The organism is Flexistipes sp. (assembly GCF_036172515.1).
GTDB lineage: Bacteria > Chrysiogenota > Deferribacteres > Deferribacterales > Flexistipitaceae > Flexistipes.
This window is the reverse complement of sequence record NZ_JAXKVW010000005.1, coordinates 24,342-42,514: the sequence shown is the minus strand read 5'-3', so window position 1 is coordinate 42,514 and position 18,173 is coordinate 24,342. Positions and strand designations below refer to the sequence as shown.

The 18,173-nt window shown below is 39.8% G+C and carries 17 protein-coding genes; all 17 read right to left on the bottom strand.

Annotated elements, in window-relative coordinates; all coding sequences use genetic code 11:
- Positions 1-12: 12 nt before the first annotated feature.
- Positions 13-1,245: a cell division protein FtsA gene (gene ftsA / locus UMU13_RS05155; RefSeq protein WP_013886798.1), complete on the bottom strand. Its 1,233-nt coding sequence runs from the start codon at positions 1,243-1,245 to the stop codon at positions 13-15.
- Entirely contained in the window at positions 1,232-1,915 is a 684-nt protein-coding gene (locus UMU13_RS05150) for a cell division protein FtsQ/DivIB (protein ID WP_328217584.1), read from the bottom strand. The genes ftsA and UMU13_RS05150 overlap by 14 nt, the downstream gene beginning before the upstream one ends.
- A complete protein-coding gene (locus tag UMU13_RS05145) occupies positions 1,908-2,813 on the bottom strand; it encodes a D-alanine--D-alanine ligase (RefSeq protein ID WP_328217583.1) in 906 nt (301 codons plus the stop codon). The genes UMU13_RS05150 and UMU13_RS05145 overlap by 8 nt, the downstream gene beginning before the upstream one ends.
- On the bottom strand, positions 2,810-4,186 hold the full coding sequence (gene murC, locus UMU13_RS05140) for a UDP-N-acetylmuramate--L-alanine ligase (protein ID WP_328217582.1): 1,377 nt from the start codon (positions 4,184-4,186) through the stop codon (positions 2,810-2,812). The genes UMU13_RS05145 and murC overlap by 4 nt, the downstream gene beginning before the upstream one ends.
- Positions 4,186-5,229 (bottom strand): undecaprenyldiphospho-muramoylpentapeptide beta-N-acetylglucosaminyltransferase, encoded by a 1,044-nt coding sequence (gene murG, locus UMU13_RS05135; protein ID WP_328217581.1) that lies wholly within the window; start codon positions 5,227-5,229, stop codon positions 4,186-4,188. Before murG ends, murC begins: the two co-directional genes overlap by 1 nt.
- On the bottom strand, positions 5,226-6,305 hold the full coding sequence (gene ftsW, locus UMU13_RS05130; protein WP_328217580.1) for a putative lipid II flippase FtsW: 1,080 nt from the start codon (positions 6,303-6,305) through the stop codon (positions 5,226-5,228). Before ftsW ends, murG begins: the two co-directional genes overlap by 4 nt.
- Entirely contained in the window at positions 6,298-7,566 is a 1,269-nt protein-coding gene (murD, locus tag UMU13_RS05125) for a UDP-N-acetylmuramoyl-L-alanine--D-glutamate ligase (RefSeq protein WP_328217579.1), read from the bottom strand. The genes ftsW and murD overlap by 8 nt, the downstream gene beginning before the upstream one ends.
- Positions 7,567-7,570: 4 nt before the next feature.
- Positions 7,571-8,656 (bottom strand): phospho-N-acetylmuramoyl-pentapeptide-transferase, encoded by a 1,086-nt coding sequence (gene mraY, locus UMU13_RS05120; RefSeq protein WP_328217578.1) that lies wholly within the window; start codon positions 8,654-8,656, stop codon positions 7,571-7,573.
- The gene (locus tag UMU13_RS05115; protein ID WP_328217577.1) at positions 8,646-10,040 is read right to left on the bottom strand and encodes a UDP-N-acetylmuramoyl-tripeptide--D-alanyl-D-alanine ligase; all 1,395 of its coding nucleotides are present in this window, start codon (positions 10,038-10,040) and stop codon (positions 8,646-8,648) included. Before UMU13_RS05115 ends, mraY begins: the two co-directional genes overlap by 11 nt.
- On the bottom strand, positions 10,027-11,478 hold the full coding sequence (locus tag UMU13_RS05110; protein WP_328217576.1) for a UDP-N-acetylmuramoyl-L-alanyl-D-glutamate--2,6-diaminopimelate ligase: 1,452 nt from the start codon (positions 11,476-11,478) through the stop codon (positions 10,027-10,029). The genes UMU13_RS05115 and UMU13_RS05110 overlap by 14 nt, the downstream gene beginning before the upstream one ends.
- Positions 11,456-13,069 carry a peptidoglycan D,D-transpeptidase FtsI family protein gene (locus UMU13_RS05105; protein WP_328217575.1) on the bottom strand — a complete coding sequence of 538 codons (1,614 nt, stop codon included), beginning with the start codon at positions 13,067-13,069 and terminating at the stop codon, positions 11,456-11,458. The genes UMU13_RS05110 and UMU13_RS05105 overlap by 23 nt, the downstream gene beginning before the upstream one ends.
- A 73-nt stretch (positions 13,070-13,142) precedes the next feature.
- Positions 13,143-13,439, bottom strand: coding sequence for a hypothetical protein (locus UMU13_RS05100; protein ID WP_328217574.1), 297 nt, complete (start codon positions 13,437-13,439; stop codon positions 13,143-13,145).
- The gene (rsmH, locus tag UMU13_RS05095) at positions 13,436-14,362 is read right to left on the bottom strand and encodes a 16S rRNA (cytosine(1402)-N(4))-methyltransferase RsmH (protein ID WP_328217573.1); all 927 of its coding nucleotides are present in this window, start codon (positions 14,360-14,362) and stop codon (positions 13,436-13,438) included. Before rsmH ends, UMU13_RS05100 begins: the two co-directional genes overlap by 4 nt.
- An 11-nt stretch (positions 14,363-14,373) precedes the next feature.
- Positions 14,374-14,838 carry a division/cell wall cluster transcriptional repressor MraZ gene (locus tag UMU13_RS05090; RefSeq protein ID WP_328217572.1) on the bottom strand — a complete coding sequence of 155 codons (465 nt, stop codon included), beginning with the start codon at positions 14,836-14,838 and terminating at the stop codon, positions 14,374-14,376.
- 610 nt (positions 14,839-15,448) lie between these two features.
- Positions 15,449-15,862: a F0F1 ATP synthase subunit epsilon gene (locus UMU13_RS05085; protein WP_328217571.1), complete on the bottom strand. Its 414-nt coding sequence runs from the start codon at positions 15,860-15,862 to the stop codon at positions 15,449-15,451.
- A gap of 2 nt (positions 15,863-15,864) precedes the next feature.
- Complete coding sequence (gene atpD / locus UMU13_RS05080; RefSeq protein WP_328217569.1) at positions 15,865-17,271, bottom strand: F0F1 ATP synthase subunit beta; 1,407 nt, start codon at positions 17,269-17,271, stop codon at positions 15,865-15,867.
- A gap of 24 nt (positions 17,272-17,295) precedes the next feature.
- Complete coding sequence (atpG, locus tag UMU13_RS05075; protein ID WP_328217568.1) at positions 17,296-18,159, bottom strand: ATP synthase F1 subunit gamma; 864 nt, start codon at positions 18,157-18,159, stop codon at positions 17,296-17,298.
- Positions 18,160-18,173: the final 14 nt, after the last annotated feature.

The window sequence follows — 18,173 nt, the reverse complement described above, 5'->3', positions numbered from 1 at the left end:
CCCCCGTAAAGTTTAGAAAAACTCTCCAAACCAGCTTTTCATTCTATCCAGAACTTTTCTGAATACTTTCTCATCGCTTCCTCTGGAAATTTTCACCTGTTGGTGCCCCTTTTTGGCAGCATGCAGAGTAAGACCAACACCTGTTGCATAAACAGGATTTTCCACAATATCAGTCAAACCACCGATGCCCTGAGGCCTGCCTACCCTGACCGGTACCTCAAAAATTGAAGAGGCCAGATATTCAATCCCCTCAAGGTTTGAAATACCGCCGGTTACCACAATCCCGGCACCCAGTATTTCAAGAAGCTGCTTTTTCTGCAGTTCTCCCAGAAACATCTGGAAAATTTCCTCACTTCTCGCCTGCAGAATTTGGGTCAGCACAGGTCTTGAAATTTTTCTGGGAGGTCTTCCGCCCACTGAAGGTACATTTATGACTTCATCTTCTGAAACAAAGTCCATCCAGACACAACCGTGCTCCTTTTTAACCTTCTCTGCTTCAGATTCCGGTGTATTCAATCCAATAGATAAGTCCCTGGTAAAATTATTCCCGCCAATGGAAAGAACAGCTGTATGGTAAACCGCATTCCGTTTATAAACAGCCATATCTGTCGTGCCGCCTCCTCCATCGATAAGGCATACACCTATCTCCTTTTCATCTTCCGACAACACGGCTTCGCTGGAAGCAAGCTGCTCAAGAACAATATCATCCACTGAAATTCCCGCCCTTTCGCAACTCTTTAAAATATTCTGGGCACTGCTCACCGCTCCGGTAACAATATGAACATCCACTTCAAGCCTAACACCGTTCATACCTATCGGGTCCTTTATCTCCGTTTGTCCGTCCAGAATAAACTGCTGAGGAATAACATGAAGGACTTCACTGCCGATAGGTACATCAACTGCAGAAGCGGATTCAATGGCTCTTTCCACATCTTTCCTGCTCACTTCTCTGTTTTTTACGGCAATTATTCCTCTTGAATTAAAACTTTTAACGTGTCCTCCTGCAATACCTGCACAAACGTTCTTAACCTGAACACCGGCCATTCTTTCGGCTTCTCTTAAAGCCTCAATTATAGCTTTAACAGTACCGTCAATATTAATCACCACTCCTTTTCTTAAACCGGAGCTCGGCACACAACCAAGGCCGATTATATCCAAACTGTCATCATTATTTTTTCGGCCGATTACTGCACAGATTTTAGTGGTCCCTATATCTAAACCTGCATAAATATTATCCTGCTTCATTCAGCACCCCTTTTACATAAATTTTCTCAGGCACTCTTAAATCAAGATATTCAAGGGATGAATATCTCTCTGTCAAAAAGTCCTTTAGCCGGTACGCTTTTAAAAAAGCATCAGGACTGTATGAGCCTTTTATTTCATAACTATCTTTGTATATTGTGAAATAGGATTCTTTTAAAACAATCTTTCTATAATTATTCAGCGAGCCCTTTTTATAGATTTCAGCAAAATTTTCTAAATAGGATGAGCCAACGGTATCTTTCATAAACACACTCATATCATTCTCACTGCATTTTACCTGTATTTTTTTGGAGTTATACGTGTAAACAAAACACTCGCTATCATTTTTACATGTAAATAACCCCTTATTTTCATAGACAATTATTTTTACCGTGGATGGCCAGATACGTTTTATTTCCACTCTTTCAATCCATTTGTCTTTGGTTATTTTTTCAGCCCTTACATCAAACTTGAAAAGGTTCTCACCCAGGTGTTTTTCATACATTTTTTTAAGTCTTTCTCCGTTTCCATTGATTACACCGGAGATTTCTATATTTTTCACATCAAAGTAATCGGAGCTGAAAATCATTTCTTTGACATTAGGATAAGCCCAAAAAGCGATAAGCAGTAACATTGCAATCATAAAAACAGCTTTCAGATAAAATTTAACCATGCAATTCTCCACTCGTGTATAGTATTTCCTCCACAAGTTCTTCAAAATTTATTCCAGCTTCGGCTGCTGCCTGCGGCAAAAGGCTCGTCTCTGTCATCCCCGGCAATGTGTTTATTTCAAGTATATACGGTGTGTTTTCCTTATAGATAAAATCCACTCTCCCGTATCCTGTGCACCCTGCGGCATTAAAAGCCCTGAGTGCCGTATCTTTAATTTCAGCCGTTTCCTTCTCTGTGCACCCTGTATTAAAAAGGTATTCGGTTTTTCCTTTGGTGTATTTGGACTCATAGTCGTAAAAACCGCTCTCCGGTTTTATCCAGATCGGCGGCAGTGCCTTGTCTCCTAAAATACCCACTGTAATCTCTTTTCCGTCTAAGAATTTTTCCACAACTATTTTGCCGTCATATTGGGCGGCAATCTTCAGAGCTCTTTTATACTCACCTTCCTGTTTTACAATTGATATACCTATTGTAGACCCCTCTCTGGCCGGCTTCACCACACACGGCAGAAAAGGAGGCTTTTGGTTATCTTTTGATGCAATTATAAATTCGGCTGTCGGAAGACCGGCTCCTCTTAAAATATATTTTGAGTAAGCTTTATCAAAGGCAAGGCAGCTTGCGGCGACCCCTGAGCCGGTATACGGTATCTTCAGAGATTCCAGAACAGCCTGAATTTTTCCATCCTCTCCAAATTTACCGTGTAAGCCGTTAACACAAATATCGGGTTTTATTTCCAGCAATTCTTTAAAAAAATTATCCCCTATATCCATAAAAATAATATTTTTATACCCGTTCTTTTTTAATGAATTGCCCATAGCTGTACCGGTGGTCAGTGAAACTTCTCTTTCACTTGAAAAACCGCCGTAAAGAACAACTATTCTCATGTTCTTATCAATCATTTATCCTCCAAAGCCTTTGCAAGTTCGGATGAAAAATTCGTAATATCACCAGCTCCGAGTGTTAAAAAAACCGTATTCTGATTTTTATAATTATCAATGTATTGTAAGAAATCCGAAGGCTTTTCTATATAAACCGCATCTTTAAATCCGTGTTTCTTTATTTCTGCAACCAGTCTCTCTGAGTTGACATTCTCAATCGGATCTTCACTGGCAGCATAAATATCAGTCACATAAAGCTCATCTGCGTCAAAAAAACATTTGGCAAAATCTGTCATTAAGGCAGATGTTCTGGAATATCTGTGCGGTTGAAAAATAGCAACCACCTTGTAATCGTGAAAAGCTTCCCTTACTGCCCGAAGGGTAGTGGAAATTTCCGTGGGGTGATGACCGTAATCATCAATAACTTTAACATTATCACTGTCAAGTCTCAGAGTCAGTCTCCTCTGAACTCCCTGAAAATTTTCCAGCCCTTTCTTAATTCTGTCAAAGGGTATTTCCAGCTCAAATCCCACTGCTATTGCAGCCAAAGCATTAAGAACATTATGTTCACCGGGCAGTGCAAGTTTAACCTTCCCAATCTTCTCACCGTGCAGTAAAACCTCAAATGATACGGAAAAACCTGTACGCTTGATATCATAACAGCTCACATCCGCTTTTGCGCTTAAACCGTAAGTTGTAAACCTTTTTTCGATATAAGGAATGATATCCGTTACATTCAAATCATCGATACATATAATATTTACACCATAAAAAGGAACCTTGTTGGCAAAACGGATAAAAGCATTTTTCAAATCGTCCATATCTTCATAGGCCTCCAGATGCTCAAGATCTATATTTGTAATCACAGAAACAGTAGGATAAAGCATTAGAAAAGATCTGTCACTCTCATCGGCTTCGGAAACCATAAATTCGCTCTTTCCCACCAACGCATTGTTGTAATCCCTGTTAAGGCGGCCACCTATCACTACAGTGGGGTCAAAATCCGCATAATACAGGATTTCTCCAATCATGGAAGTGGTGGTTGTTTTGCCGTGGCTGCCGGCAACTACTATTGAATATTTCATACGCATAAGTTCCGCAAGCATCTCTGCCCTCTTAATTACAGGGATATAGTTATCTTTTGCCCGGACAAGCTCAGGGTTGTCTAATCTAACGGCTGATGAATATACGACAAGATCTGCTCCGTCGACATTATCTGCACTGTGCCCCTGCATAACCTCTATCCCGAGATTAGAGAGCCTTTCAACTGTAGAGTTTCTGGCGGTGTCAGAACCGGTCACAATAAAGCCCAGATTGTGAAGTACTTCTGCTATCCCGCTCATACCTATTCCGCCAATACCAACAAAATGTATTTTCTTAATTTTGCCAAACATTACACAAACCCCATTTCCGATAATATAATCTCAGAAGCATTCAACCTTTTCACAGATGCCAGTTTCCTTGAAAAATCGTTATAGTTTTCAAACAGTGACATTATTTTTTTACAAAAATTTTCAGGAGTTGCTTCATCTTCTGTCAATACATAACCGTAACCATGCTCCTCAAAAAATTTAGCATTAAAATACTGGTGATTATCAGCTGCCAGCTTGAGCGGTATAAAAACAGCAGGTCGTTTTGCATACATAATTTCATAAACAGAGCCGGATCCCGCTCTGGAAACCACTGCATCACTCCATTTTAAAACGTCCTGAATATCATTAACATAATCCGTTATTTCCAGATTCTCACCTTCGCTTACGCCGTATTTCGACTTATATCCGTCAACGGTCTCATTATAAAGCATTGAGCCTGTCTGATGTTTAATCTCAATACCTTCTTTTTTCAGCTGTTCAAAAGATTCAATCATCAGCCTGTTGATAAAACGGCTCCCCTGGCTTCCGCCGAGCACCAAAAGATGTCTGGAATGCTCATATTTGGGCTCAATTTCAGCAATTCCTTCACGCACAGGATTCCCCGTTAAAACCGCTTCCGGTATTTCCATGTTTTTAATTTCAAAACTTACAAATACCTTTTTTGCAAATTTCACAAAGAATCTGTTGGCAAAACCCATAACGGAATTCTGCTCATGGACATAAATTTCGCATCTCTTTAACAGAGCAGCCAGGCCTGCTGCAGCTGAGGCAAAACCGCCCAGGAGAAGCACTTTGTCACTGCGTTTTATAATCTTCATATTTTTCAAAACCTGAACTGACAGCTTTGAAAAACTTTTTATTTTGTATAAGAAACCTTTTCCTTTTACCGGTGTAACATGCTGAACGATAAAAGGATAATGCAGGGGTGAAAGAATTTTACTGTCCACAGCCCTGTCAGAAACCATAAAGATAATATCCACTTTCTTTCTCTCCAGTTTTTCTGCTATAGCGATACCGGGATAAAGATGTCCTCCGGTTCCGCCTCCGGCCAGCACTACCCTCATCGCTCCTCCGCGCTTCTAAAAATGATGCCGAGTAAAAAAAGTTGGAAAACCATTGCCGAACCGCCGTAACTCACAAAAGGCAGCGGGATTCCTTTTGTCGGGGTCAGCCCCAAAACAACACAGAAATGGATAACGGCCTGGTAAAAAAGGACAAAACAAAGCCCCATAGTCAAATATCTTTTGTATCTGTCCACATGTGATGCCGCTATTCTAAGACCGCATACAAATAACACCAAAATCAGTATCACCACTGCAGCGGCTCCGATAATGCCGAATTCTTCAGCGATAATCGCATAAATAAAATCCGTATGGGCTTCAGGCAAAAAATATAGTTTCTGTGAGCTGTTCCCCAACCCTTTTCCAAAAATGCCCCCGCTCCCCACGGCGATAAGGGACTGAATCAGCTGGTATCCTGTTGTATCGCTGTATTTCCACGGATCAATAAAGCTCAGGATACGCTCTTTTCTGTACCCCATCATAACCAGTGAACCGAGTAAAGGAAGAATAAAAGCAATACCTGCAACCAAATGTTTCATATTCATCCCGCCTATAAAAAGAAGGGTGCCTGATACAGCTATCAATAAAAAAGCAGTACCGAAATCGGGCTCAATCATTACCAGTGATGCCAGAAAACCCAGCATCAGGCTGGCGGGCAGAAATCCTTTAACAAAAACTTTTATTTTCTGATCTTTTTTATCAAGATAGTGCGCAAGATAAACGACTACTGTAAATTTAGCCAGTTCTGATGGCTGGAGACTGAGAAACGGCAGGTTTATCCAACGGTGCGCACCGTTTATTGCCGGAAAAGCAAAAACTGATAAAAGAAGCACAACCGTGAGAAAGTATATTAAAACAACCAGCTTTCTGTATACATATAGTGGTGTTGAGTAACTGACATACATACAGCAGAGCCCCACAACCATAGCTATAATCTGTTTATAAAAGAAGAACGATTCAGGTTTGCCAATACGCATAGCCTGAAGTGAGCCCGCCGAAAAGATAAATGTCATTCCTATTACAAGGAGTATCGCAACAGAAACAAACATATAAAAGCGTTCATCCTTGTATTCAAACATTTAGTCCGCACCCCTTAAGTTTTTCATTTACCCTGTTTTTAAAATACTTCCCCCGCTCCTCAAAATTGCTAAAACTGTCGAAACTGGAGCACCCGGGAGATAATAAAACTGTATCTCCTGACTTTGCAGATAACAGAGCAATGTCAATCGCTTCATCAAGGCTGGCGCAAACCAGCTTTTCCACATCAACATATCTCTCCAGCTGGCGGTTAAGAGAGCCGGCAGCCTCTCCAAACAAAACAAGCTTCTTTACCACTTTGTTAATCGGTTTTGCTGTCCCTGAGTAGTCGGCATTTTTAATTCGGCCGCCCATAAGAAGAATCACATTCCCATCAAGCGCATTTAAAGCTGTCATGGTTGATTCAGGATTTGTGCTTTTCGAGTCATTTATATACTTCACCCCTTTTGATTCCGCAAATTTTTCACATCTATGTTCCAGGGGCTGCAGTGAGGATACAACCGTGGAAACATCCCTTTGCAAACCATATACTTCATCTGCCAGACACATAGCAAAAGCCAGATTAAGCAGATTATGCCTGCCGCTGAGTGGATACGAACGGGTGTCAGCATAAAACCTGCCAAAATCCAGAATATCATTCTTAATAACGGGAAACTTTTTCAGTTCCGGATCTATAAAATTTACACTTTTTGAAATGTTAAAATTCTCAAAAACAGGTGAGTCGAGAAGATAGGATCTTTCTGCTTTTACAAATTTAAGAGCTGCCAGCTTTGATGCTGCATAACTCTTTATATCCCTGTATCTGTCCAAATGATCAGGTGTAACATTGCATATACAAAAAGCATCCATTCTGAAGTTTTTCAGCAGGTCAATCTGGTAGCTGCTGAGTTCCACTACATAAATATCATAATCATCTTCTATAGCAACTTTACTGAACGTTCTGCCTATATTACCGCAATAAACAGCACCAGCACCAATCTGCTGCAAAATCTGCCAGGTAAGGTAGGTGATTGTAGACTTGCCGTTTGTTCCCGTTACCCCTACTATTTTTGCTTCAGATGACAGGTTTTCATATGCAATTTCCACTTCGCTGGTAACTTTATTTGCAGGAATGTTAACCTTGTCCGGGGCAATTCCGGGGCTTACAATTACTTTATCATATTTATCAAAATTGCACGAAGATACAGAAGGATATGATTTAATTGTATCGTCATAAATATCAACTTGACTAATATCTCTGCTCTTCAATAATTTTTCAGCGCCGCGGCCGCTGACTCCATAACCCAGTAAAGCGTATTTCACATTATCACCTTAATTTAAGTGTACTTATTGCAATCATCGCCAGCATAAATGCCAGAATCCAGAAACGAACTATTATTTTCGGTTCTTCCCAACCTTTAAGCTCAAAATGATGATGAATGGGCGCCATCCGAAAAAGACGTCTGCCTTTTGTAGCTTTAAAAAAGCCGACCTGCATAATCACCGAAACCGTTTCGATAACAAAAACACCGCCGACAATTGCCAGCACAATTTCATGTTTCGTTATCACGGCAACAGTAGCCAAAGCCGCGCCTATTGACAGACTCCCGACATCTCCCATAAAAACCGTCGCCGGGAACGTGTTGTACCAAAGGAATCCAAGCCCTGCGCCCAGCATCGCTCCGCAGAATACCGCCAGTTCCCCGGAACCTTCAACGTAGATAATCTGAAGATAATCGGCAAATTGAACGTGACCGGTAACATATGAAAATAAAATGAAAGTTCCGAAAGCAATTACAGAGGGCATTGTTGCAAGACCGTCAAGTCCGTCTGTCAGATTGACGGCATTGGAGGTACCCACAATAACAAAGAGTGCAAATAAAATGTAGAAAAAAGACAGGTCGAATAACATATTTTTAAAAAAAGGAAGAGCCAGTTTGGTGGCTGCACCGCTTTCATCGACAATGATTATACACACCACCGCAACAGCAGCAATAACAACCTGCAGAGAGAATTTAACCAATGGCTTCATCCCTTCAGGATCTTTCTTGACAGTTTTTATATAATCGTCTGCAAATCCAAGAACTCCTGTGGCGATAAAAACAAAAAGCACAATCCATATATATAAATTTGTCAAATCTGCCCATAACAAAGTGGAAAACAAAGCGGTCAGAATTATCATAATACCGCCCATTGTCGGTGTACCCTCTTTTTCTCTGTGCCGGGCGGGCTCATATCCTTTTGCCTTCTGGGAAAGCTGCATCTCTTTTAATGTATTTATCAGATATCCGCCAACGAAAAGACTTATAAGGAGCGAAGTAATGATTGCATAAGCAGTACGAAAAGTTATGTACTTGAAAACATTAAACAGTATAAAATGTTCGCTTAGCGGATAAAGCAGATTATACAGCACTTTTATTTTTCTCCTTTAAAAATTCAACAATGTTCTCGAATTTTTGCGATCTGCTTGCTTTGACAAGAAAAATTCCCTCATCCAGCTTTGTCAGATAGTTTTTCAGCTCGTTTTTATTTTTAAAAATGTACACATTCACACTCTCATTAAAAGCAGCATAACTTTCGCCAGTAAAAAGAAATGTGATATCTCTTCGTGAGCGCGCCACAGAGAAAAGCTCATTACAAAAATGATTGGCAAATTTACCTATTTCCGCCATTTCGCCAATTACCGCATATTTTTTATCTTTTTGTATCTTATGGATATCTTCTATTGCAGCCAGTATTGAATCAAAACTCGCATTATACGAATCATCAATGACAGAAATCCTTCCATCTTTGTTAATAAATGTTCCGCGGCCTTCTAACGGCCTAAAATCTGCTATGGCATCAAAAATATCATTATAAGGTATATCCAGTTTGGTACCAACGGCTACAGGGATAAGAGAGTTCATCGCGAAATGCTCGTATACATGGTTGATTCTGAATTCATATTTTTTATCTCCAAGTCCCACAACATAGTCAATATGGTTGTTACGCCTGATTTCTTCCATCCTTATATCACTATCCTCATCATCTCCGAAATAGTGGATATTAAGCTTTTCTGCCAAATTGCCGGTCGCTTCAAAATCATTCATATATTTTTTGCAGCTTTTATGAAGCCAAACCTCTCCGTTTAAACCGCCTTCTTTTTCTGACGGCGGAAGAGAATTAAGGATACTGAGTTTTTCACGGGCAAGAGCGTTTATATTCTCAAACATCCCTATATGAGACATTCCGATATTCGTCACTACAGCAGCATGGGGTTTTATATACTCACTCAAAAGTTTCAGTTCACCGTAGCTGTTAGTTCCCAGCTCAAATATTGCGTATTCCGAATCCAAATCGATATTGGATGCAGAATACGCAACACCGAGTTTATTATTAAAATTTTTAAAGGATTCATAAACCGGATATTTCTTCCCTATAACGGAAGCCAGCATAGATTTGGTGCTGGTTTTGCCTGCACTGCCCGTAACCGCAATTTTTACACCTTCATAATTTGCAATCATATATTTTCCGAAATTCTCCAGAGCTTTTTGGGAATCCTTCACAAGAATCTTGTTGGGATAATTAAGTTCATAGAAGGCTTCCTTTTCATCCATAACCACAAAAATCGCACCTTTTTCAATGGCCTCTTTTGCAAAATCATTGCCGTCAACATGCTCACCCTTAAGGGCAAAAAATATGTCCGAATATTCCACTCGTCTGCTGTCAATTTCCACTCTTCTGAAAAACACTTTTACTGTGGAAAGGTGGCAGTCAATGATATCAACAAAGATATCCAAAGGCTCACAAACCGGCACTTTCTTCCTCCAGAAGTTTCTTTATCTCTTGCCTGTCATCAAAGTGAATCGTTTTATCTTTTAATATCTGATAATCCTCGTGCCCCTTACCGGCCACAAGAATGATATCTTCTTCTTCAGAAATTTCATAAGCATGTATTATGGCCTCCCTTCTGTCAGGGATAACATCATAAGATGCGTTTCCGGCAAAACCTGCCTCAATGTCCCTGATAATAGACGCAGGCTCTTCCGTTCTCGGATTATCATTTGTAACGACAATCTTATCCGAATACGCCTCGGCTGCTTTTGCCATTCGTGGTCTTTTGGTTTTGTCCCTGTCACCGCCGCAGCCGAAAACTGTAATGAGACGTTTTTTCTTTAACCCGGCAAGGGATTGCAGCACATTTTTCAATGCATCGTCCGTATGAGCATAATCAACAAAAAAATATCTGTTGTTTACAACGATCTTTTCCAGTCTGCCGGGTATATTTTTAAGATTTCTTATTCCTTCATAAATGACCGTATCCGGAACACCAAGTATGTTTGAAGCCGCTGCTGCTGCCAAAATATTATATATATTATGCCTGCCCACCATATTGGACTGAAGTTTCAGTTCTTTACCGCATGCAGCCGCGAATGATACACCGTCCAGGCTGTTTTGAATGTTAAACGCCTTAAAGTCAGCACTGTTTTCAACGGCATATGAATAAGAAGGAATTACAGACATTCCGAGAAGCTTCTCTCCGTAAAAATCATCCGCGTTTATCAGGGCTTTGTAAGAATAATCAGAGTCAAACAGCTTCTGCTTGGCTTTAAAATATTTTTCCATATTCTCGTGGTAATCCAAATGATCACCCGTCAGGTTTGTAAATATCGAGAGATCAAAGCAGGTACCATGCAACCTCTCCTGCTCAAGGGCATGGGAAGAAGCCTCAATGCATACTACTTCCGCTCCCTTTTCGATTCCTTCACTCATCATTCTGTAATATTCATAAGAAGAAGGGGTTGTTGTTTTGGCCTGATAAACCCTGTCGACAACTTTATATTCTGTAGTCCCTATTCTGACAACCTTCATTCCGTTTGTTGAAAAGATACTTTCCAGCAAATAATTTATTGTTGTTTTACCGTTAGTGCCGGTTACCGCAATCTTCAGGATGCTGTCATCCCTTATCCCAAAAAAATTTTTAGACATCATTGCCAAAGCTTTTCTTCCTGAATCAACAACAATGTGGGGCACACTATCAACAGGTTTTTCGGTAACAAAAACCGCAATTTTACCGGTCTCTGCAATATCGTCAATATACTCATGACTGTCAGTACCCGCACCTTTGTAGGCAACAAAAACAGAGTTCTTTTTCAGAAAACGACTGTCAAAAGATATATCCCCCACTTCTGTATTGAGGATATCGGTTTCTCCTGACAAAACATTAACTCCCTTAAGAAGATTTTTTAGTTTCACTGTCTGCCCTTAATCGTTGTATTTTGTAACCTTTCTGCAGCATTATCTGCTCAGCAATTGATTCAAATGTATAAGCTGCGGTAGAGCCCCCGTAAATAGAAACACTCGGGGAATCATAAATCACAATCATTGCAATTTCCGGAGATGAAACGGGGAAAAATCCGACAAAACTTGCCACGTAATTTTTATATGAGTACCTGCCTTGATCAATCAGAAATTTCTGTGCAGTACCCGTTTTGCCTCCGATATCGATATATTCGCTTGATGCATTCACGCCGGTTCCATTGTCCACAACCCTTTTAAGAAGCATCTGCAAAGTTTTGGCAGTATTTTCACTAAGAAGCCTTTTGGAGCTTACATCAGGTTTGAAAATTTCCCCATCATTTACAGCCTTTTTTATCAGGTGCGGAGAGACCAGAACTCCGTCATTGGCTACAGCTGCATAATACTGAAGAATCTGCAAAGGTGTGACATAAATCTCCTGACCAATAGAAATTGAGGGTTTTGACAATCCTGACCATTCATCATAGTTCCTTAACAGCCCTTTTTCTTCGAAAATCCCCAAGACGCCGGAGCTTTTTCCAAAACCCATTTTTACCAGAAAGTCATGGAATTTCTTTCCGTTTGCGTCACTTGTGAGCTTAACTGTGCCGATATTACTGGAATTTACAATTACCTCCGAAGCTTTCAGTTTGTCATAAGCGTGCACATCGTTGTATGTATGTCCATAAACTGTGTATCTGCCGTTTTCACAGTCTACCTGTTTATTAAGGTTTAAATTTTCATGCTCAAGAAGAAAGCCGAACGTTATAGCCTTAAAAATCGATCCCGGCTCAAAGAGATAATTTGTGAGCATACTTTTCCAGGTTGATTTGGAATATTTTTCAAAATTATCCGGATTATAAGAGGGATAGGAAACACTGAAAATTATTTCTCCTGTGTTCACATTAATACCGGCTGCTATCCCTTTCTCGGCACCAAAGCGTTTCATATCTTTTTTAAGAATAATGCCCGCTGTCTCCTGAATTTCTGAATTTATAGTAAGATAGACCCCCTTTGAACTTTCTGAAATATATTCTTTATCTTTCAGAAGTATAGGTCTGTTACGGCTGTCCCTTAGATATATCACATTTCTTTTTTCTCCTTTCAATCTACCATCCAGAGCGTATTCAACACCCTGAAGTCCCTGATTATCCACCCCTGTGAATCCTACGATTTTTGCCACATCTTCACCTTTGGGATAATATCTGTTTTCCTGCATGATATAGTGTATATAGGGATACCTTTCTGATATTTTTCTTGCTTTAACCACCTCAACATTTCTGGTAAGCCAGATAAAACCCTCTCTTTTTCTCAAATAACTGTAATTTCTGCTGCTCATATCCAGATTATAATCTTTTAAGATAAGCTTTATTCTGTAAGGGTCTTGAATATCCCTTCCATAAACATAAAGGGATGCACTTTTTTTATTTTCTGCCAGAACAGCCCCTTTCCTGTCATAAATCACCCCTCTGTTTTTATGAAGCTGTACCTTTCTTAAAGACTGATTTTTCGCATATTCCAAATAATCATCATGCTTATAAATCTGCAAATATACCAACCGGACAAAAATCGACAGAATCACTATACTTAACAAGATTAAAACAAAGGAAAGCTTGAACCTCTCATTCCACATAATATACCTTCGTGTTTTCCGGGAATTTCATTCCCATAGCTTTTCCCTTTTTATACAACCTGTCTTTGTCGGCCAAAGCATTATAAGCTTCCTGCAGTGACTGCAAATTTATCTCTTTACTTTCTATTTTTGCAGACAAGCGGGAAATATCATATCCGACATTAATATATTTTTGTTTAATGACAATTATAGTAAAAACAATAACCACTACTACAAGAATTTTAAGCATCAAGCTGAGTACAATATTTGTTGAGCCGGCTTTTATAGCTGCTTCGTTGTGCTTCATATCACTTTCTCCGCAACTCTCATTTTTGCACTCCTGCTGAGGGGATTTCGTTTGATTTCACTTTCCTTTGGTGTGATCGGCTTTTTGGTGATAAGCCTGAACGTCTTTTTCTTATCACATCTGCATTCAGGAAATTCCGGAGGACAAATACAATCTTTGGCATAAAAATTAAGCATATCCTTAACAAGCCTGTCTTCCAGTGAGTGAAACGATATGAAAACAACACGACCGCCTTTTTCCACAATTTTCTCAATTTTATTAAGCAGTGATTCTATCGCCTCCAGCTCCTTATTGATAAATATCCTTATCGCCTGAAAACTTTTTGTGGCTGGATTTTGACCATGTTTATGAAACTTTTTCGGAACCGCTTCTGAGATTACCGAGGCCAGTTCCGATGTTGATTCTATCTTTTTCAATACTCTCTTTTTTACTATTGAATCGGCAATCCTTCCGGCAAAAGGTTCTTCACCATATTTCTTCAAGATATTGACAAGCGTTTCTTTAGGGTAATTATTAACAACTTCGTAAGCTGTAATCTTATCACTGCTGTCCATTCGCATATCAAGAAAACCGCTTTTTCTGAATGAAAATCCTCGTTTTTCATCCATGAGCTGATAATTTGACAAACCAAAATCTGCATAAAGACCTGTTATCCGGGCAATTTTAAGTTCTTTTAACACAGAATCCACATCTGCGAAATTAGACTGGACAACATTAACATTATTATAACCATCAAATATTTCTTTAAGCCTCTTTACTGCATCTTCGTCTCTGTCCAGAATAATCAGCCTCCCATCGGAAGACAGTTTTTTATAAACTCTCAGGGCATGACCGCCGCCGCCGCCGGTACAATCCACATATATTCCATGAGGATTTATTGCCAAATTTTCAATTAGCTCCTCTGTCAAAACAGGTTTGTGCATAGTCCACCGGCCTATAAATTTAGTTCCGGAAATTCTTCACTTATCGAATCAAAAAGATTTTCTACATCAATATCCTCAAATTCAAGCTCCCATTTAGACTTAGGCCAGATTTCAATTTTATTCATATGGCCGACAATAACACATTCTGAATTCAAACCTGTTTTTTCCCTAAGCATATTAGGGATCAACACTCTACCCTGTCTGTCAATGGAGCAGTCTTCTGCAGTTGAATACAGGTACCTGAGAAATTTTTTCCCCTGAGTATCTCTGGGTGGGTTTTCTTCCCACATCTTTTCCAATTTCTGCCATTCATATATGGGAAATGCAGCTATATGGCTGCCCAGTGTAACAAGTATTAATGATTCATCTCCGTATTTAGTCTTAAGGACATCCCTGAATTTCGATGGGATACTTACACGACCGGCGTCATTAATTGTGTGGAAGCTTTTACCCTTAAAACTAGTCGGAGTTTTCATAACATTACATACCATTTTATGACATTTTATACCAAATAATACATGAATATTCCAAATAGTGTCAAGTTTAATTGAGTAAATAATTTGCAGACGTATTTTATTATCTGATAATTAATTTGATTATCAGTATGTTAACTTCTAAAAAATCTTTTATAAAAAGTGAAATATAAACAAAAAATTAAGATTTGAATTCAAGTTTCGCACTTGTTTTGTTATTACAAGCAAAGCGGCCCTCAATGCCGTCCTTGTGAGGATCCGACGACGGGCGGAGACGAAGCAATCTCCTGTAAAGTACATGAGCTTACTTCGGGACTCCCTCCCTCGTAATGACGCCGTTTGTCCGTCTGCAATTCACCTTTAGGGGAATAAATAGAATGTTACACATATTTACCAGTCTAAAGAACTAATGCTAGCCGCAGGCGTTCTTATGAGCGCAACAAAGCATTGTTCATACATTTAAAAAGTGCAAGTGCAAAATTGAATTGGAAATATAATAAGTTTCTATGGATTTAATAAGGCCGTTTAGATGATGCGATTGAGATCTCAAATAAAGTACTTTAGAAGAATTCATATAAACCGAGCACATAAAAATTTATGTGCCCGGTTATTTTTATTTATACCTTTCAGCAACACTGACCCGGTTGAGCTCTCTCATTAGCTCAATTTCCGCTTTGCTGAATTTATGTGATTCTTCCTGTCTGGCTGCCTCCAGTTCTTGCTCTTTTTCAACTTTCCTTCTGATCGCTTCTTCCAGGTCAATTTCTCTTCCAAGCTCCGCACCTTCGGCAAGAATGATCACCCTGTTATTGTTGACTTCAAGAAAACCTCTGTCAATAGCAGCATACTCAGTAGTTTTGTCATGTTTATAAATCAACTCGCCTATATTGAGAGCTGTTAAAAATGGTGTGTGATCAGGTAATATACCGAAATCACCTTCTACCCCCGGGGCGATTACTTCGTCCACTTCCAGATCCAAAAGTTTTCTCTCAGGTGATACAAGTTCAAGTTTAAGCTTTTCAGCCATGATTATCCTCTTGTCTTAAGCTGTTCTGCTTTTTCCAAAGCCTCATCTATCGTTCCGACAAGGTAAAAAGCCTGCTCGGGAAGATCATCGTGTTTACCGTCAAGAATCTCCTTAAAACCTTTAACCGTTTCATTGAGTGTTACATATTTACCGGGCATACCGGTAAACTGTTCAGCAACAAAGAATGGCTGAGAAAGAAATCTCTGTATTCTTCTCGCTCTTGAAACAGTCAGTTTATCCTCTTCAGTTAATTCTTCCATACCAAGAATTGCGATAATATCCTGCAATTCTTTGTATCTCTGAAGAACCTTTTGAACATCTCTAGCAACATCATAATGTTCTTTACCTACAATGTTGGGATCAAGAATTCTGGAAGTGGAGTCCAGAGGGTCAACAGCTGGATAAATACCAAGCTCTGCAATCTGTCTTGAAAGAACCGTTGTAGCATCCAGGTGAGCAAAAGTTGTTGCCGGAGCAGGGTCAGTAAGGTCGTCAGCTGGAACGTAAACAGCCTGAACTGAAGTAATAGATCCCTTCTTGGTTGAAGCAATTCTCTCCTGCAATTCACCCATTTCCGTACCAAGTGTCGGCTGGTAACCAACAGCTGAAGGCATTCTTCCCAAAAGAGCAGAAACTTCCATACCTGCCTGGGTAAATCTGAATATGTTATCAACAAACAAAAGAACGTCCTGTCCTTCTACATCCCTGAAATACTCAGCAATGGTCAGTCCTGTAAGACCGACTCTCATCCTGGCACCAGGAGGCTCGTTCATCTGACCATAAATCAAAGCCACTTTCTCAAGAACACCGGACTCCTGCATTTCAAGCCAAAGGTCATTACCTTCCCTTGTCCTTTCACCAACACCGCAGAAAACGGAATAACCACCGTGCTGTTTTGCAATATTATTGATAAGCTCCATAATAAGCACAGTTTTACCAACACCGGCACCACCAAAAAGACCGGTTTTTCCACCTTTAGTATAAGGCTCAAGAAGATCAATCACTTTAATACCGGTTTCAAGGATTTCATTACCTGTGTCCTGATCTTCCAGCTTAGGTGCTTCCCTGTGGATGGGCCAGTGATCGTCAGCTTCCACCTCGCCCTGTTCGTCAACAGGCTCACCGATAACATTGAGAATTCTACCCAGTGCGTTTTTACCAACAGGGGCAGTAATCGCCTCGCCGGTATTTTCAGCATCGAGGCCCCTGACAAGACCTTCTGTAGATGTCATACCAACGGATCTTACTGTGTTTTCTCCAAGATGCTGTTCAACCTCGCAAATAACAATATCACCGCTAATCGGATTCTTAATTTTCAAAGCTGTGTAAATTTCCGGTAATTGACCATCTTCAAAGTGGACATCAACAACCGGTCCAATTACCTGAACAATTTTCCCTACATTAGCCATTATTTACACTCCATTATCATAGTATTATTTTAAAGCTTCCGCTCCGTTAACAATATCAAGTATTTCGGTAGTTATTGCAGCCTGTCTGGCTTTATTATAGTTAAGCGTAAGCTTTTTAATCATCTCTCCCGCATTACGTGTTGCATTATCCATTGCCGCCATTCTGGCACCATGCTCACCAGCAACTGATTCCAAAATACAGCTGTATATGGTAAAATTTATAAAACGGGGAATTATTTCTTTCACAAGCGTATTGGGATCAGGCTCATATAAATAATCAACAACAGATTCACCCGTTTCTTCCTCAGTTTCAAAATCCAAAGGCAGAATCTTTTTTACTTTTGCAACCTGGGAAGCAACAGACTTGAATTCGTTGTATACAACATATAGCTCATCAATCTCATCATCATTAAAAAGTCTTACTGCAGAATCACCTATTGTGATTGCATCATCGTATGTAATCTTTCCGCCAAACGAGATATATTTTTCCTCAATCTCATAATCTCTTCTCTTCACATATTCATAGCCGTTCTTGCCAACACAAATAAGCTTGAAATCTTTGTCAGAATGCTCACTGCGAAATTGAGAAAACAATTTGTTAATATTACTGTTAAATGCCCCGCACAGCCCTCTGTCAGATGTAATAACAATCACACCAATATTCTTTATTTCTTCCTTGGGCTGCAATAATTTATGTATTTCCGGATTTACCCGCTTGCTTATGTTTTGAACGACCTCATAAATCTTATCGGCGTAAGGCAGGGCTGCTTCCATTGCCTCCTGAGCTCTTCTCAGTTTAGCAGCCGACACCATTTTCATGGCATTGGTAATCTTCTGTGTATTTTTTACCGAGCTGATTTTTCTTTTAATATCCCTCATTCCAGACATATATAAACCTCAAC

Excerpts from the sequence above, each read along its gene's own strand:
- ftsA (WP_013886798.1), bottom strand. The coding sequence starts at position 1,245 with ATGAAGCAGGATAATATTTATGCAGGTTTAGATATAGGGACCACTAAA.
- UMU13_RS05150 (WP_328217584.1), bottom strand. The coding sequence starts at position 1,915 with ATGGTTAAATTTTATCTGAAAGCTGTTTTTATGATTGCAATGTTACTG.
- UMU13_RS05145 (WP_328217583.1), bottom strand. The coding sequence starts at position 2,813 with ATGATTGATAAGAACATGAGAATAGTTGTTCTTTACGGCGGTTTTTCA.
- murC (WP_328217582.1), bottom strand. The coding sequence starts at position 4,186 with ATGTTTGGCAAAATTAAGAAAATACATTTTGTTGGTATTGGCGGAATA.
- murG (WP_328217581.1), bottom strand. The coding sequence starts at position 5,229 with ATGAGGGTAGTGCTGGCCGGAGGCGGAACCGGAGGACATCTTTATCCC.
- ftsW (WP_328217580.1), bottom strand. The coding sequence starts at position 6,305 with ATGTTTGAATACAAGGATGAACGCTTTTATATGTTTGTTTCTGTTGCG.
- UMU13_RS05100 (WP_328217574.1), bottom strand. The coding sequence starts at position 13,439 with ATGAAGCACAACGAAGCAGCTATAAAAGCCGGCTCAACAAATATTGTA.
- rsmH (WP_328217573.1), bottom strand. The coding sequence starts at position 14,362 with ATGCACAAACCTGTTTTGACAGAGGAGCTAATTGAAAATTTGGCAATA.
- UMU13_RS05090 (WP_328217572.1), bottom strand. The coding sequence starts at position 14,838 with ATGAAAACTCCGACTAGTTTTAAGGGTAAAAGCTTCCACACAATTAAT.
- UMU13_RS05085 (WP_328217571.1), bottom strand. The coding sequence starts at position 15,862 with ATGGCTGAAAAGCTTAAACTTGAACTTGTATCACCTGAGAGAAAACTT.
- atpD (WP_328217569.1), bottom strand. The coding sequence starts at position 17,271 with ATGGCTAATGTAGGGAAAATTGTTCAGGTAATTGGACCGGTTGTTGAT.
- atpG (WP_328217568.1), bottom strand. The coding sequence starts at position 18,159 with ATGTCTGGAATGAGGGATATTAAAAGAAAAATCAGCTCGGTAAAAAAT.